The following is a 13,496-nucleotide window of genomic DNA, read 5'->3' as shown; positions in this document are numbered from 1 at the left end:
CTCACTCCCGCTCCCCGTGGAGCACCTCCCAGAGCCACTGGCCCTCCGCGGAGAGGTCCTCCCTCTCAAAGCCGCTGGTCTTGGCACATCCCGCCTTGAACAGCGCCGACGACTCGTCCTTGTTCGACAGGTTCCAGCACACGAAGCTCACGTCGAGGGAGTCCATGAGGTCCACCCACGCGTCGGCCGACGCCAGGTCCACCGCCCCCGACCCGCTGGCGTCGCACACGCCGAACTCGCTCACAAACACCGGCAGCCCCGCCTCCACGGCCGTCTGCAGCCGGTCGCGCAGGTCCTGCTGGTGGGTGGCGGCGTAGAAGTGCAGCGCGTACATCACGTTGTCAAAGGTCAGGGGCTCGGCGGCGGCCTTGTCCACCTCCTGGGACCACGTGGGCGTGCCCACGATCACCACCGCGCCGGGCGCGTGCTCGCGTATGACCGGGATCACCTCGTTGGCGTAGCGTCTCACGTCGTCCCACGAGGTGTCGCCGTTGGGTTCGTTGCAGATCTCGTAGATCACGTTGGGGCGGTCCCCCAGCCGCTCGGCCATCCTCCCAAAGAAGTCCTTGGCCTCGTTTAGGTGGGCGTTGGGGTCGCCCTCGGCGAGCACGTGCCAGTCCACGATGGCGTAGAGGTCCGCCTCGGCGGCCGCCTCCACGCCCGCCGCCACGAGGTCCTCCAGCCGCCCCCGGTCGCCGTCGGTGCAGTAGCCGCCGCTCTCCTCGGTGTACATCGCCAGACGCACCACGCTGGCGCCCCAGTCGCTGCGGAGCTCCTTGAAAAGGGTCTCGTTCACATAGTCGGGGTACCAGGCCAGGCCGTGGGTGCTCACGCCCCGCAGCTGCACCGGCCGGCCGTCCTCGCCCACAAGGCGGCTCCCCTCCACGCGGAGCTCCCCGGTGAGGGAGGGTGCCGCGTCCTGGGTCTCCCGGTCTCCCCGCGCGTGGGCGCCCTCGTCTTCCGCGGGCGCGGCGGCATCCTCGGCGGGTGCCTCCTCGGCGGGGTCCTGGCTGACAGGCGGCTCCGACGGGGCGGAGCAGGCCCCGAGTCCCAGGCAAAGGCACAGCCCAAGGGCCACGACGGCTGCTCGCAACGGGATCCTGACGGTCATGGGGCTCCTCTCCGCGGGGTTCTGCATAAAGGTAACAGGTGCCTTGTGCCACTGTCCTTTGGTCCCTTATCATGAACGGCGCCTGAAAACGAGAGGAGCCCCATGGCCACCACTGACCAGACCAGCCCCGCCGCCCCCATCGTGCTCCTTGTGGAGTCCGGTGCCGACGTCCCCGCCGCCGTCCGTCAGGACCTGGGCATCGAGGTGGTGCCCATGCACGTGACGCTGGCGGGGGAGACCTTCGACGACGGCTCTGTTCCCTGCGCCCGGATGCTCGCCACCTGCGCCGAGACCGGCGCCGTCCCCACCACGAGCGGCTGCACGCCCCACGACTTCACCGTGGCCTTCGACCGCATCCACGCCGAGCGCCCCGACGCCCAGATCCTGCACCTGGCCTACTCGGCAGCCACCACCTGCTCCTACGAGTCGGCCCTCACCGCCGCCGAGGGCCGCGACTACGTGACCTCGGTGGACGTCAAGAGCGTCACCTGCGCCCAGTACCTCCTGGTCTCCGAGGTGGCCCGGTTCCTGGCCGCCAACCCCGGCGCCACGGTGGGGGAGGCCGCGGACCTCGCTCGGGACCTCTCCGGGCGCATCCGCCTGGGGTTCATCCCCGGCGACCTCGCCTTCCTCCGCGCCGGCGGCCGTCTGAGCAACGCCGCCTACGTGGGGGCTCACCTGCTGCGCATCAAGCCCACCATCGAGATGATCGACGGCCGGCTCGTGGCCACCAAGAAGCACCGCGGCTCCATGGCCCGCGCGTGCCGCGCCTTCCTCGACGACTTCCTCTCCAAGGAGGACCTCGACCGCTCGCGCCTGGCCTTCGTCTACTCCCACGGGCTGTCCGACGGGATTCGTGCCGACGCCGAGGCCCGGGTGCGCGAGGCGGGCTTCCGGGAGGTCGAGTGGGTGGAGACCGGCTGCGTCATCGCCTCCCACAGCGGTCCGGGCTCCTTTGGCGCGGCGGCCATCGCGGAGCACTAGGGGCGCCGGGGAGCGCCGGGGAGCGCCGGGGAGCGCCCCTCCACCCTCTTGGCGCCTCCCCCCCGGCACCTCCCCTTCGGCACCTGAACGCGATTGAGGACACCCTCTTCTCCACCTGAATGCGAATGAGGGCGGATTTCCTGTCCCTGAACGCGGTTGAGGGCGGATTCCGACGCGGTCAGCCGCCGAGAGTCGCCCTCAACCGCATTCAGGTGCCGAGGAGGGGTGCCGAGAGGGGGTGCCGGGGGCACTGCCGAGAGGGGCGCCGCGGGATCGGGGCCGGTGACCCCCTCGGGGTATGAACCCCCTCGCGAGCCCCAACGCCAAGGAGGCGCCATGTCCCGATCGGTCATCACCCTTTCCGCTTACCAGACCACCGCCGAGCAGTTCTTCACCACGCTCGTCGACCACAAGGTCGACCTGCTCCTCGACGTGCGCCTGCACAACACCAGCCAGCTCTGCGGCTTCACCAAGCAACGCGACCTCGCGTACTTCGCCAAGGTCATCGCCCACTGCGACTACCTGCACGACGTCGAGCTCGCTCCCAGTCAGGAGCTGCTCCAGCCCTACCTGCACCACGACATCGACTTCGACGAGTACGCCAGCGGTTACCGCGCCCTCATCGAGGGTCGCGGCGGCATCGCCATCTTCGACAGGGACGCCGGCCCCCACGCCTCCATCGCCATCCTCGGCACGGCCACCAAGAAGCGCCGCAGCCACGCCGAGGTCCTGGCCGAGATGGTCTCCGGCAACTAGGCGCCCCGACGGCGGTCGCGCGGGCCCGGCCGCAGGGGGCCGTCTCGGGGGCGCACGGCTGCCGCCATCGTTTCTCCATCGCCGGTGTGCGGCCTCCCACCTCGCGTTCTGACGCGGCCCGTCGGACTCCGGTCGGGAGGCGGTCGGGGGTCGGTCAGACGCGTCGTCAGACGCGTCGTCTACCGTTGCGGCCATGGACATCGTGCTGTGCGACCTGGATGCCTGGACACTCTTCGCCTCCCGGGCATCCCTCGACCCCGTCCCCAAGGTGGAGGCGAACCGCATCCTCGGGACCGCCGTCTGTGACGCGGCGGCCGCCGAGGCCGTGCGCTCGTTGCCGTGGCGCCATGAGCTCGAGGGGCACCTGCGCACCCTCGCGGGTGCCGCGCCCGACGACGACCTGCCGGTTCACCTGCTCTCGGCGCCCGGCTCCCGTCGGCATAGGGTGCGGGGGCTCGTCTCACACCGCACCCCTGCCGGCCTTCCCGAGGGGTCGCTGGTGGCGGCCCCGGCAGGGTCTTCTCCGTGTCGCCCGAGCTCTACCTGATGCTGCGGGCCCGCGAGCTCCCCGTCGCCTGGCTCGCCGTGGTGGCCTCCGTGCTGTGGGGCCGGTACAGCCCGCGCCTCGACGACGTCGACGGGGGAGCGGTGCGGTGCGAGCCGAGAAGCTCGTGCGCCGCCGCCCGCTCCTTCGCGGACCGGTGCGAGGGGCTGTGGTTCCCGCGGGCGGACGTCGCGTGCGTGCTGGATGCCGTGGGCGACGGCTCCCGATCCCCGATGGAGACGGCCCTGAACGCGCTGCTGTGCCTCCCGGAGTCAAAGGGCGGCTACGGCCTGCCAAAACCCGAGCTCAACCATGCCGTTTTCCTCGACCGCAACCAGTCCTACGCCCTGAGGGGCCAGCGCCGGTGCGAGGTCGACCTGCTGTGGCCCGACCTCGGAGTGGGGGTGGAGTACGACGGCGGCGAGCATTTCTCGACCCGCGAGGCCCAGGAGCGCGACCGCGCCCGCGACGCCGTGATGCGGGAGATGGGCCTGGACGTCGTCCGGTGGACCTGGCCCATGGTGCGCGACGAGGTCTCGTGCGACCTGCTCGTCCGCGACCTCGCCCGCAAGCTGGGGGCGAAGGTGCGCACGGGGCCGTCGTGCAGCCGCCTGGCCGAGCGCCGGGCGCTCCGGTCCCTGCTGCTGGGGCCTCATCTGGTCTGGTGAGGGCGCCGGCCGGGAGGGGGGGGTGGTGGAGAGGTGCTCCCGACCTGCACCAACTAGCTACTTGGTGCACCTGCCGACCAGGCGGACGCCCCCACCTGCACCAACTGGCTACTTGGTGCACCTTTTCTGCCTGCGGGGAGGTTTGGGGTGCACCAGGTAGCTACTTGGTGCACCTTTCGACCCGGAAGTCGCCCCCGACCTGCACCAACTAGCTACTTGGCGCACCTCTCAACCAGACGGGCGCCCCCAGACCTGCACCAACTAGCTAGTTGGTGCAGGTCTCGACCCGGCCCCCGCCCGGCGTGCTGTCGGCCCCGTCGATGGGGGAGAAACCCTAGAATCGCTTGGGGCACGTTCCGGCGTGCCCCTCCGACGGAACGGTCCGGCCGGGCAGGCAACACGTCCCGGCCAGGCCCACAACAAGCACCCGGCCCACAAGACATGCGAGGAGGTCCCATGACCAAGAAGGCCAAGCGGACGTCTGGACCCAAGAGCAACTTCACCTTCAACGACGACACCATGGCCCTCGTGACCGCCGTGGTCGACGCCACGCCCGACGACAACGTCCTGGCGCTCTTCGACCCGGCGTCCGGCATGTCGTACTTCGGCATCCCCGGCCCGCTGCTCAAGGCCAACCTCGTGGGCGGCCGCGACTCCAAGCGCTACACCGCCACCTCCCACGACTTTGGCCGCAACATCGTGGGCCACGTCTACAAGGCCTGGATGCCCTCGCAGCACGGCCGCCTCGAGCTCCTCGTGGCCGAGAACGAGAAGCGCGCCCTCGAGGAGACCCGCGACGTGGACGACCCCGCCGACGACACCACGCCCGACCCCGAGTGACCGCCCCCGCCGACAAGCCCGCCGCCCCCGGCGACCCCGCCGCGGCCCTGACCGGGATGCTGGGCGCCCGTTGCGCCCGCACCTGGCTCGTGGCCGCGACGCCGTCCGAGGCGGCCGCAGCCCTCGGCGTGCCGTGCGCCCCCGTGGTCTCGTGCGCCCTCGGCGCCCCGGGCCTGCCGGCCTTCTCCGTGCGCGACCTCCGTGCCGAGAAGGCCGCACGGCCCCGGGGCGCCCTCCTCGGCTGCGACGTGTCGGCCACCGGCCCCTACCTGTGCCCGGCGGCCATGCGCGGCGCGGACGTGGTCGTGGACGACCTCTCGTCCCTCGGCCTCGGCCCCGCCGCCGCGCCCGTCTGCGCGCTCTCCCTCTCCCGCGACGCCCTCCGCGACGCCGCCGCCGTCTCCGCGGCCGAGCGCCTCGCGGCCTCCCGCCCCATGGCGCCCGCGGCCGTCCGGGCCCTCTCCGCCGCGCTGCAGGGCTTCCCGAAGCGCTGCCGCCGCCGGGCCGACGCCGCCTCCGCCATGGCCTCCTACCTCGCCTGTCACCCCGACGTCGCCGCAACGGCCTACCCCGGTCTCAAGGGCGACCCCACCCACGGCACGGCCGAGCGCGTCCTGGAGAACGGCTTCGGCTTCTCCGTGGCGTTCGCCCCCGCCCCGTCGCCCGCGGCCGTCCTCGCCGGGTCCGGCGCCCTGGAGCCCGCCGCCCGGGCCCGGCGGGACGCCCCCGCGGCCCCCGATGCCCCGCTGCCCTCGCCCACGACCCTCGCACCGCTCCCGTCCGGCCCCGGCGCCCTCCAGGCGCTCCTCCTCACGGTGGGGGATGCCGACCCGCTCGCCCTCGTCATGTGGCTGGAGCGCCTCCTCGACCCCTTCGGCGAGTTTTGAAGTAATTGTGCAGGGGCCGCCCCGCCCCGAGACTGTCCCTTTGTTTTCAGATTCTTTTGCGGCAACAACAACCCTTTGTCAAAACAAAAGGTAACATCGGTTTCCAAGGGGATGGTCCCTCATTTTCCGCAACGTCCCCGCTTAGGGCGCCGCGGCCTCCCGCCGGTTGCTGTGGGAAAACTCAAATGACCATTCCCAAGTGGTCCTTATTGACAATATAAGAAACTATATATATGATAAGAGTTTAAACTCAACCAGCTAGAAATACCTGTCAAGTGCAATTCGGTAAGTGGTTCACGTAGCGAAACCCCTCTCCGAACGCTACTATCTCATTGTCAGGGAGCATTCGGTCTGCACCCGGTCCCGGGTGCGCCGACCCGCAAGGAACATCCAAGGTCAGATGGAGGTCATCCATGGCAAATCCCGACCAGGTCCTCGACACCGTCGAGACCATCGACAGCGTCGACGCCCTGAAGGCGGCCCTCGACGAGATGCGCGTCGCCGAGGCAGAGTACGCCACCTTCAACCAGGAGCAGGTCGACAAGATCTTCTTCGAGGCCGCCATGGCCGCGAACAAGGCCCGCATCCCGCTGGCCAAGCAGGCGGTCGAGGAGACCGGCATGGGCGTCGTGGAGGACAAGGTCATCAAGAACCACTACGCCTCCGAGTACATCTACAACGCCTACAAGGACACCAAGACCTGCGGCGTCATCGAGGAGGATGCCGCCGGCGGCTACAAGGTCGTCGCCGAGCCCATCGGCGTGGTGGCCGCGGTGATCCCCACCACCAACCCCACCTCCACCGCCATCTTCAAGTGCCTGCTGGCCCTCAAGACCCGCAACGCCATCATCATCTCCCCGCACCCCCGCGCCAAGGAGTCCACCATCGCCGCCGCCAAGGTCGTGCGCGATGCCGCCGAGGCCGCGGGCGCGCCCAAGGGCCTCATCCGCTGGATCGAGCAGCCCAGCCTCGAGCTCACCAACGAGCTCATGCGCGACGCCGACATCATCCTGGCCACCGGCGGCCCGGGCATGGTCAAGGCCGCCTACAGCTCCGGCAAGCCCGCCCTGGGCGTGGGCGCCGGCAACACCCCGGCCATCATCGACTCCTCGGCCGACATCAAGCTCGCCGTCATGTCGATCCTGCACTCCAAGACCTTCGACAACGGCATGATCTGCGCCTCCGAGCAGTCTGTCATCGTCCTCGACGACATCTACAAGGCCGTGAAGGACGAGTTCAAGCGTCGCGGGGCCTACTTCCTCAAGGGCGACGAGATCGACAAGGTCCGCAAGACCATCATCATCAACGGCGCCCTCAACGCCAAGATCGTGGGCCAGTCCGCCCACACCATCGCCGAGATGGCCGGCGTCGACGTGCCCAAGAACACCAAGGTCCTCATCGGCGAGGTCGACTCCGTGGAGCTCTCCGAGGAGTTCGCCCACGAGAAGCTCTCCCCGGTGCTGGCCATGTACCACGCCAAGGACTTCGACGACGCCATCGCCAAGGCCGAGCAGCTCATCGCCGACGGCGGCTACGGCCACACCAGCTCCCTCTACATCGACACGATGAACGAGAAGGAGAAGATGGCCAAGCACGCCGAGGCCATGAAGACCTGCCGCATCGTCATCAACACCCCCAGCTCCCAGGGCGGTATCGGCGACCTCTACAACTTCCGCCTCAAGCCCTCCATGACCCTGGGCTGCGGCTCCTGGGGCGGCAACTCCATCTCCGAGAACGTGGGTGTGAAGCACCTCATCAACACCAAGGTCGTGGCAGAGAGGCAGACCAACATGCTGTGGTACCGCACCCCCGACAAGATCTACTTCAAGCGCGGCTGCATGCCGGTGGCCCTCGCCGAGCTCGGCACCATGGGCAAGAAGCGCGCCTTCATCGTCACCGACCAGTTCCTCTACAAGAACGGCTACTCCAAGGCCATCGAGGACAAGCTCGACGAGATGGGCATCGTCCACTCCTGCTTCTGGGACGTGGCCCCCGACCCCACCCTCCAGTGCGCCGAGGAGGGCGTGAAGCAGATCCGCTCCTTCGAGCCCGACTGCATCATCGCCCTGGGCGGCGGCTCCGCCATGGACGCGGCCAAGATCATGTGGCTCATGTATGAGCACCCCGAGGCCCGCTTCGAGGACATGGCCATGGACTTCATGGACATCCGCAAGCGCATCTTCACCTTCCCCGAGATGGGCTCCAAGGCCTACTTCGTGGCCATCCCCACCTCCTCCGGCACCGGCTCCGAGGTCACCCCGTTCGCGATCATCACGGACGCCGAGACCGGCATCAAGTGGCCGCTCGCCGACTACCAGCTGCTGCCCAACATGGCCATCGTGGACGTCGACAACATGATGAGCCAGCCCAAGGGCCTCACCTCCGCCTCCGGCATCGACGTGCTCACCCACGCCCTGGAGTCCCTCGTGTCCATCATGGCCAGCGACTACACCAAGCCCGCGTCGCTCCAGGCCATCAAGCTGGTCTTCGACTACCTGCCCGCGGCCTATGACAAGGGTGCCGCCGACCCGGTGGCCCGCGAGCACATGGCCAACGCCTCCTGCATGGCCGGCATCGCCTTCGCCAACGCCTTCCTGGGTGTCAACCACTCCATGGCCCACAAGCTCGGCGCCTTCCACCACCTGCCCCACGGTGTGGCCAACGCCGTCATCCTCACCCGCGTCATGCGCTACAACGCCGTCGACCGCCCGGTGAAGATGGGCACCTTCCCGCAGTACGCCTACCCCGAGGCCAAGGAGCGCTACTGCGAGGCCGCCCGCTACGTGGGCATCACCGGCAAGAACGACGACGAGGTCTTCGAGAAGTTCCTCGCCGCCATCGACGAGCTCAACGAGCACGTGGGCATCAAGAAGACCATCGCCGACTACGGCATCCCCGAGCACAACGACGAGGGCACCGGCTTCCTCGACACGCTCGACGAGATGGTGGAGCAGGCCTTCAACGACCAGTGCACCGGCGCCAACCCGCGCTACCCGCTCATGAGCGAGATCAAGGAGCTCTACCTCGACGCCTACTACGGCCGCGAGCCCCAGAGCTACGAGGACTAACACGGCTTGACCGGGCCGCCGGGCGCCCCTTGGGGGAGGGGCGCCCGGCATGCCCGTTGTTTGTTCCGTACACCTGAGAGAGAGGAACGAGAGTGGAGCAGATAGTCCAGCGCGGCAACAAGGCCGTCTTCGTGGACGGCGAGAACATCGTCAAGGTCTTCAACGACACCAAGCCCGTCTCCGACGTCTTCAACGAGGCGCTCAACCTCGCCCGCGTCAACGAGGCCGGCATCTCGACGCCCGAGCCCGTCTCGGTGACCAAGGTCGACGGCTCCTGGGCCCTCACCACCACCTACGTGCCCGGCCGCACCCTGGCCGAGCTTATGGCCGAGGACCCCGACCAGCTCGACCGCTACCTCGCGATGTTCGTCGACTTCCAGATCGACATCCACAGCCATCGCGCGCCCCTCCTCCAGCACCAGAAGGACAAGTACGCGCGCATGATCGCGTCGCTCACCGACGTCCTCGACGCCACCACGCGATACGAGCTCGAGATGCGTCTCGACGGCATGCCCAACGAGGTCTCCGTCTGCCACGGCGACTTCAACCCCACCAACGTCATCGTGGGCGACGACGGCAAGCTCTACGCCTGCGACTGGGCCCACGCCACCCAGGGCTCCGGCGCCGCCGGTGCCGCGATCTCCTACCTTCTGTTCGAGATCGACGACCACGAGATGGCCAAGCGCTACCTCGACCTCTACTGCAAGAAGAGCGACACGCCCAAGCAGGTCATCCGCAACTGGATGTCCATCGTGGCCGCCGCCGAGCTCTCGCGCCGCCGTGAGGAGTCCGCCAAGGACTTCCTGCTCCGCTGGATCGACGTGGTCGACTACCAGTAGGCCCCCGCGGCCCCGCGCTCACCGCCCCGGCGGCCTTTCCAGGCCGTCGGGGTTTCTTTTGTGCAAGAATAAGGGGACACTTTAAGCCTGCTTACAGGAGAAAGGCGGATCCCATGGTAGAAAGCTTCTGGCGCAAGGCGTGCACGGTGGTGCTGGGCGCCGTGCTCGCGGTGGTCCCCGTCGTCGGCCTCACCGCCTGCGGCGGCAACCCGGCCGACCAGGTCAAGTCGGTGGTGACCTCCAACTTCGACCAGATCAAGAGCCTCGACGCGGAGGCCATCGACGAGCTCGGCAGCATGGACGAGCTCAAGGAGCTCGAGACCACCTACGGTATCTCGTCCGAGCGGCTCATCAAGGCGTTCTACGGGCACTTCGACTACACCGTCGACTCCGTCGAGGTGGACGGCGACACCGCCACCGTCAAGATCACGAGCTCCAACGTCGACCTGCAGAAGGTCGTCGAGAGCTACATGGACAGCCTTACCGAGTTCGCCACGAGCGACGAGGCCCAGAAGCTCGTGACCGAGGGCGGCCAGCAGGCCGTGCAGGACAAGGTCGTGGAGCTGCTCATGGCCGCCTTCGAGGCCGAGGACGTGCCCATCGCCACGGGTCAGACCGATCTGGCCATGGAGCGCGCGGACAACTCCTGGACCTACGTCAACGAGGGCGAGGTCCTGCAGGTGCTCTTTGGCGGCCAGGACCTCCAGGGCGCCATGAGCCAGTTCTCCTGATCCCCGCAGGGGTTCCAAGGACCGGCTGACGAGAGGGGGCCGGCACCCGGTGCGACGGGTGCCGGCCCCCTCGGCCGTGCGGGTGGGGGAGGGCTCAGCGCTGGCGGTACACGCGGTACTCGTAGGCCACACCCTCGTCGGTCTCGCCGCCCGGGCAGCGCTTGGACAGGCACCAGCCGGGGTGCGTGTCGAGGTTGGGGAACCACGCGTCGGCCTTGGGGCAGAGGGTGTGGTTGACCGTCACGTCGCAGGCGCTGCACAGGGGCAGGAAGGTACGGTAGACCGACTCGCCGCCGATGACCCACACCAGGTCGTCGTCGGCCACCATGGACAGGATCTGGCTCACGCGGTGGGCCACCTCCACGCCCTCGCGGGCAAAGGACTCGTCGCGGGTGAGCACGATGTTCCGGCGCCCCGGGAGCGGCCTGCCGCCGGGCAGGGTCTCCAGGGTCTTGCGACCCATGACCACGGTGTGGCCCCAGGTCTTCTCCTTGAACAGGCGCATGTCGGCGCGGTTGGAGACCGAGAGGCGGCCCTTGCAGCCGATGGCCCAGTCGTCGGTGACCGAGACGATGGTGCGGAACTCTGGCTTCATGGGAGCGCCTTCCCTAGACGGCGATGGGGATGTTCTTGATCTGCGGGCCGTGCTCGTAGCCCTCCACGACGAGGTCGTCCACGGTGAAGTCGTAGAAGTCCGTGACCGCCGGGTTGAGCGAGACCCTGGGCGCCGGGTACTGCGGGCGCTCGATGAGCTCCTCGATCAGCGGCACGTGGCGGTCGTAGATGTGGGCGTCGGCGATGACGTGGAGCAGCTCGCCGGCCTCCATGCCCGACACCTGCGCCACCATCATGAGCAGGATGGCGTACTGGCACACGTTCCAGTTGTTGGCGGCCAGCACGTCCTGGCTGCGCTGGTTGAGCACCATGTTGAGGGTGGGGCGGGGGTTTCCCGGCTCCTGGGTCACGTTGTAGGTGACGCTCCAGGCGCAGGGGTAGAGGCCCATCTCCGGCAGGTCGCCGACGGTGTAGGTGCTCGTGATGATGCGCCGGGAGAACGGGGTGTGCTCGAGGTCGTAGAGCACCTTGTCCATCTGGTCGAAGTCGCCCTCGGGGTAGTGGGTCACCTGGCCGATCTGGTAGCCGTAGGCCTTTCCGATGGACCCGTTCTCGTCGGCCCAGGAGTCCCAGATGTGGCTCGAGAGGTCGCCTACGTTGTTGGACTTCCGCTGGTAGATCCAGAGCACCTCGTCCATGGCGCTCTTGAGGGCGGTGCGGCGCAGGGTGATGGCGGGGAACTCGCGGCGCAGGTCGTAGCGGTTGACCACGCCGAAGCGCTTGACCGTGTAGGCCGGGCTGCCGTCCTCCCAGTGCGGGCGCACGAGCTCGCCCTCCGTGGTCGTCCCGTTGTCTATGATGTCGCGACACATGGAGCAGAACAGCTCGTCGGCGTGGCTCATGGTGCCTCCCTAGGGGTGTCGTTGCATGGGAAAAGGGCCCCGCGAGGGGCCCGGTGGGTCGGGGGTCAGGACGCCGAGAGGCTCAGCGCCTCCATGAGGCTCTCGTAGCCGTCGTCGGCCACGGTGTCGAGGCCCTCGCGGCAAGTGTTCTCGAAGTCGTCCAGCGTGGCGCTGCCGTTGCCCGCGGCCGCCTCGCCGAGCGCGGCGAGGGCGTCGGCCGTGTCGTCCCAGCGCTCGGCCACGGCGCGGGCCGCCTTGGCGAGGAGCCTCGCCTCGCGGCCCTCTACGCCCTCGGGGAGCGCGTCTGCGAGCCCTGCCGCCTGGGTGGCGGCGTCGGCAGCCGTCCGGCGGGCCTCCTCGACGGCCTTGGCGGCGGCCTCGTCGTCGCCGTTCTCGGCGGAGGCGAGGGCGGGGCGCAGCTTGGAGACCACGGTGCCGTTGGCGGTGGCGTCGAGGGTGCAGAGCCCCTTGACCCAGTCGCGCACGCCCTGGGGGACGCCGGAGTAGTCCGAGGCGGCCACGTAGTCGTCGATGGTCACGTCGTAGGAGCTCACATAGGCCTCGAGCCCGCTCTCCAGCGTGAGCTTGTCGACGGAGGCGCGGTCGTCCCAGCTGAGGCCGCCGTCCCAGCCGTCGTAGGGGTTCGTGCCGTCCCAGCCGTAGTCGTCGTCCCAACCGTAGCCGTCCCAGCCGTCGTACCCGTCGTCGTAACCGTAGCCGTCGTCCAGGTCCCAGTAATAGGGCACGCCCGCCATGATGAGCGAGGACGTGCAGCCGCCCACGCCGAGGGCGAGGAGGCAGAGGACCGCCAGGGCGCACACCACCCCCACGACGGGGCCGACGCCGGCATGGTTGTGCTCGTGGTCAGTGGTCGCAGAGGCCGACTCGACGACGGGGTCGCCGTCCGGGACGTTGGCGACGTGCTTCTCCTCCATGGGATCCTCTCGCGGGCGGTCGGGTGCAGGTGGCCTGATTCTAACAGGCAAAGGCGGGACCCCGTGCGGCACGGCGGCCGTACGGTCGGGGCCCGTGCCCTAGTGCTCCTCGAAGATGGCGACCCACCAGGTCTGGAGGTTCTTCATGAGCCCCACGTCGGCGGGGAGCCAGGCGACGTCCATCAGCTCGTCGCGGGAGAGCCAGCGGAGCTCCTCGTGCACGGAGGCGACGGGCTCCTGGCCCGCGGCGATGCGTGCGCAGAAGACGTCCATGGAGAGGTGGAAGTCCGGGTAGTCGTGCTCCACGTGCTCGAGCGCCCACAGGGACTCCAGGTCGCAGGAGAGCTCCTCGCGCACCTCGCGCACGCAGGCCTGCTCGGGCGTCTCGCCGGGCTCCACCTTGCCGCCGGGCAGCTCCCAGAACCCCGCCTGGCCGCCGTCGCTGCGGCGACAGGCGAGCATTCGGTCGCTGCCGTCGACGATGAACGCCGCCGCCACGGTTACCTGCCTCATGGATGCCTCCTCGTCCGGGTGCCTGCGGGTGGTCGCGCCGCCCCATTGTGGCACCTTGCCCGCCGCCGGGCGCGGTTGGTCGCGGCCGGCGGCATGGCGGCGCGGGCCCCGCTGGGACAGAAGTGCCCGGGTGCTGGGACAAAAGTGCCCGACCATTGGGACA

At 69.0% G+C, this 13,496-nt stretch carries 14 protein-coding genes; 9 read left to right on the top strand and 5 right to left on the bottom strand.

Features of this window, described 5'->3' with window-relative positions:
• Nucleotide 1: 1 nt before the first annotated feature.
• Nucleotides 2–1,111 (bottom strand): glycoside hydrolase family 5 protein, encoded by a 1,110-nt coding sequence (locus tag NFR49_RS03250; RefSeq protein ID WP_251158232.1) that lies wholly within the window; start codon nucleotides 1,109–1,111, stop codon nucleotides 2–4.
• A 102-nt stretch (nucleotides 1,112–1,213) separates the two neighbouring features.
• Here NFR49_RS03250 and NFR49_RS03245 point away from each other — a divergent pair, with 102 nt between their 5' ends.
• The 9 genes from NFR49_RS03245 (at nucleotide 1,214) to NFR49_RS03205 (ending at nucleotide 10,428) form a co-directional block, all read left to right on the top strand.
• Complete coding sequence (locus NFR49_RS03245) at nucleotides 1,214–2,095, top strand: DegV family protein (RefSeq protein WP_251158231.1); 882 nt, start codon at nucleotides 1,214–1,216, stop codon at nucleotides 2,093–2,095.
• 336 nt (nucleotides 2,096–2,431) lie between these two features.
• Nucleotides 2,432–2,851: a DUF488 domain-containing protein gene (locus NFR49_RS03240; protein ID WP_251158230.1), complete on the top strand. Its 420-nt coding sequence runs from the start codon at nucleotides 2,432–2,434 to the stop codon at nucleotides 2,849–2,851.
• A gap of 193 nt (nucleotides 2,852–3,044) precedes the next feature.
• Entirely contained in the window at nucleotides 3,045–3,398 is a 354-nt protein-coding gene (locus tag NFR49_RS03235) for a hypothetical protein (RefSeq protein WP_251158229.1), read from the top strand.
• Nucleotides 3,377–4,063 (top strand): endonuclease domain-containing protein, encoded by a 687-nt coding sequence (locus tag NFR49_RS03230; protein WP_251158228.1) that lies wholly within the window; start codon nucleotides 3,377–3,379, stop codon nucleotides 4,061–4,063. Before NFR49_RS03235 ends, NFR49_RS03230 begins: the two co-directional genes overlap by 22 nt.
• A gap of 456 nt (nucleotides 4,064–4,519) precedes the next feature.
• Nucleotides 4,520–4,903, top strand: a complete 384-nt coding sequence (locus NFR49_RS03225) for a hypothetical protein (protein WP_251158227.1) — start codon at nucleotides 4,520–4,522, stop codon at nucleotides 4,901–4,903.
• Nucleotides 4,900–5,790, top strand: coding sequence for a PLP-dependent transferase (locus tag NFR49_RS03220; protein WP_251158226.1), 891 nt, complete (start codon nucleotides 4,900–4,902; stop codon nucleotides 5,788–5,790). The genes NFR49_RS03225 and NFR49_RS03220 overlap by 4 nt, the downstream gene beginning before the upstream one ends.
• A 413-nt stretch (nucleotides 5,791–6,203) precedes the next feature.
• Complete coding sequence (gene adhE / locus NFR49_RS03215) at nucleotides 6,204–8,858, top strand: bifunctional acetaldehyde-CoA/alcohol dehydrogenase (RefSeq protein ID WP_251158225.1); 2,655 nt, start codon at nucleotides 6,204–6,206, stop codon at nucleotides 8,856–8,858.
• Between the two features lie 92 nt (nucleotides 8,859–8,950).
• A complete protein-coding gene (locus tag NFR49_RS03210; RefSeq protein WP_251158224.1) occupies nucleotides 8,951–9,697 on the top strand; it encodes a phosphotransferase family protein in 747 nt (248 codons plus the stop codon).
• A 113-nt stretch (nucleotides 9,698–9,810) separates the two neighbouring features.
• Nucleotides 9,811–10,428 carry a hypothetical protein gene (locus tag NFR49_RS03205; RefSeq protein WP_251158223.1) on the top strand — a complete coding sequence of 206 codons (618 nt, stop codon included), beginning with the start codon at nucleotides 9,811–9,813 and terminating at the stop codon, nucleotides 10,426–10,428.
• Between the two features lie 94 nt (nucleotides 10,429–10,522).
• Here the strand turns inward: NFR49_RS03205 and NFR49_RS03200 are convergent, their stop codons facing one another.
• From NFR49_RS03200 to NFR49_RS03185, 4 genes are all read right to left on the bottom strand, one after another.
• Complete coding sequence (locus tag NFR49_RS03200; RefSeq protein WP_251158222.1) at nucleotides 10,523–11,023, bottom strand: dihydrofolate reductase; 501 nt, start codon at nucleotides 11,021–11,023, stop codon at nucleotides 10,523–10,525.
• Nucleotides 11,024–11,036: 13 nt separating this feature from the next.
• On the bottom strand, nucleotides 11,037–11,885 hold the full coding sequence (gene thyA, locus NFR49_RS03195; RefSeq protein WP_251158221.1) for a thymidylate synthase: 849 nt from the start codon (nucleotides 11,883–11,885) through the stop codon (nucleotides 11,037–11,039).
• Nucleotides 11,886–11,950: 65 nt separating this feature from the next.
• A complete protein-coding gene (locus NFR49_RS03190; RefSeq protein WP_251158220.1) occupies nucleotides 11,951–12,820 on the bottom strand; it encodes a hypothetical protein in 870 nt (289 codons plus the stop codon).
• Between the two features lie 99 nt (nucleotides 12,821–12,919).
• On the bottom strand, nucleotides 12,920–13,333 hold the full coding sequence (locus NFR49_RS03185; protein WP_251158219.1) for a (deoxy)nucleoside triphosphate pyrophosphohydrolase: 414 nt from the start codon (nucleotides 13,331–13,333) through the stop codon (nucleotides 12,920–12,922).
• Between the last annotated feature and the right edge of the window lie 163 nt (nucleotides 13,334–13,496).

This window comes from Caniella muris, assembly GCF_943193035.1.
In the GTDB taxonomy this organism is placed as follows: domain Bacteria; phylum Actinomycetota; class Coriobacteriia; order Coriobacteriales; family Atopobiaceae; genus Granulimonas; species Granulimonas faecalis.
The sequence above is the reverse complement of the archived record's forward strand: the minus strand, read 5'-3'. Positions and strand labels throughout refer to the sequence as shown.

What these genes read in the sequence shown, in the direction of transcription:
- NFR49_RS03250 (WP_251158232.1), bottom strand. Translation starts at nt 1,111, where the DNA reads ATGACCGTCAGGATCCCGTTGCGAGCAGCCGTCGTGGCCCTTGGGCTG.
- NFR49_RS03245 (WP_251158231.1), top strand. Translation starts at nt 1,214, where the DNA reads ATGGCCACCACTGACCAGACCAGCCCCGCCGCCCCCATCGTGCTCCTT.
- NFR49_RS03240 (WP_251158230.1), top strand. Translation starts at nt 2,432, where the DNA reads ATGTCCCGATCGGTCATCACCCTTTCCGCTTACCAGACCACCGCCGAG.
- NFR49_RS03235 (WP_251158229.1), top strand. Translation starts at nt 3,045, where the DNA reads ATGGACATCGTGCTGTGCGACCTGGATGCCTGGACACTCTTCGCCTCC.
- NFR49_RS03225 (WP_251158227.1), top strand. Translation starts at nt 4,520, where the DNA reads ATGACCAAGAAGGCCAAGCGGACGTCTGGACCCAAGAGCAACTTCACC.
- adhE (WP_251158225.1), top strand. Translation starts at nt 6,204, where the DNA reads ATGGCAAATCCCGACCAGGTCCTCGACACCGTCGAGACCATCGACAGC.
- NFR49_RS03205 (WP_251158223.1), top strand. Translation starts at nt 9,811, where the DNA reads ATGGTAGAAAGCTTCTGGCGCAAGGCGTGCACGGTGGTGCTGGGCGCC.
- NFR49_RS03200 (WP_251158222.1), bottom strand. Translation starts at nt 11,023, where the DNA reads ATGAAGCCAGAGTTCCGCACCATCGTCTCGGTCACCGACGACTGGGCC.
- thyA (WP_251158221.1), bottom strand. Translation starts at nt 11,885, where the DNA reads ATGAGCCACGCCGACGAGCTGTTCTGCTCCATGTGTCGCGACATCATA.
- NFR49_RS03190 (WP_251158220.1), bottom strand. Translation starts at nt 12,820, where the DNA reads ATGGAGGAGAAGCACGTCGCCAACGTCCCGGACGGCGACCCCGTCGTC.
- NFR49_RS03185 (WP_251158219.1), bottom strand. Translation starts at nt 13,333, where the DNA reads ATGAGGCAGGTAACCGTGGCGGCGGCGTTCATCGTCGACGGCAGCGAC.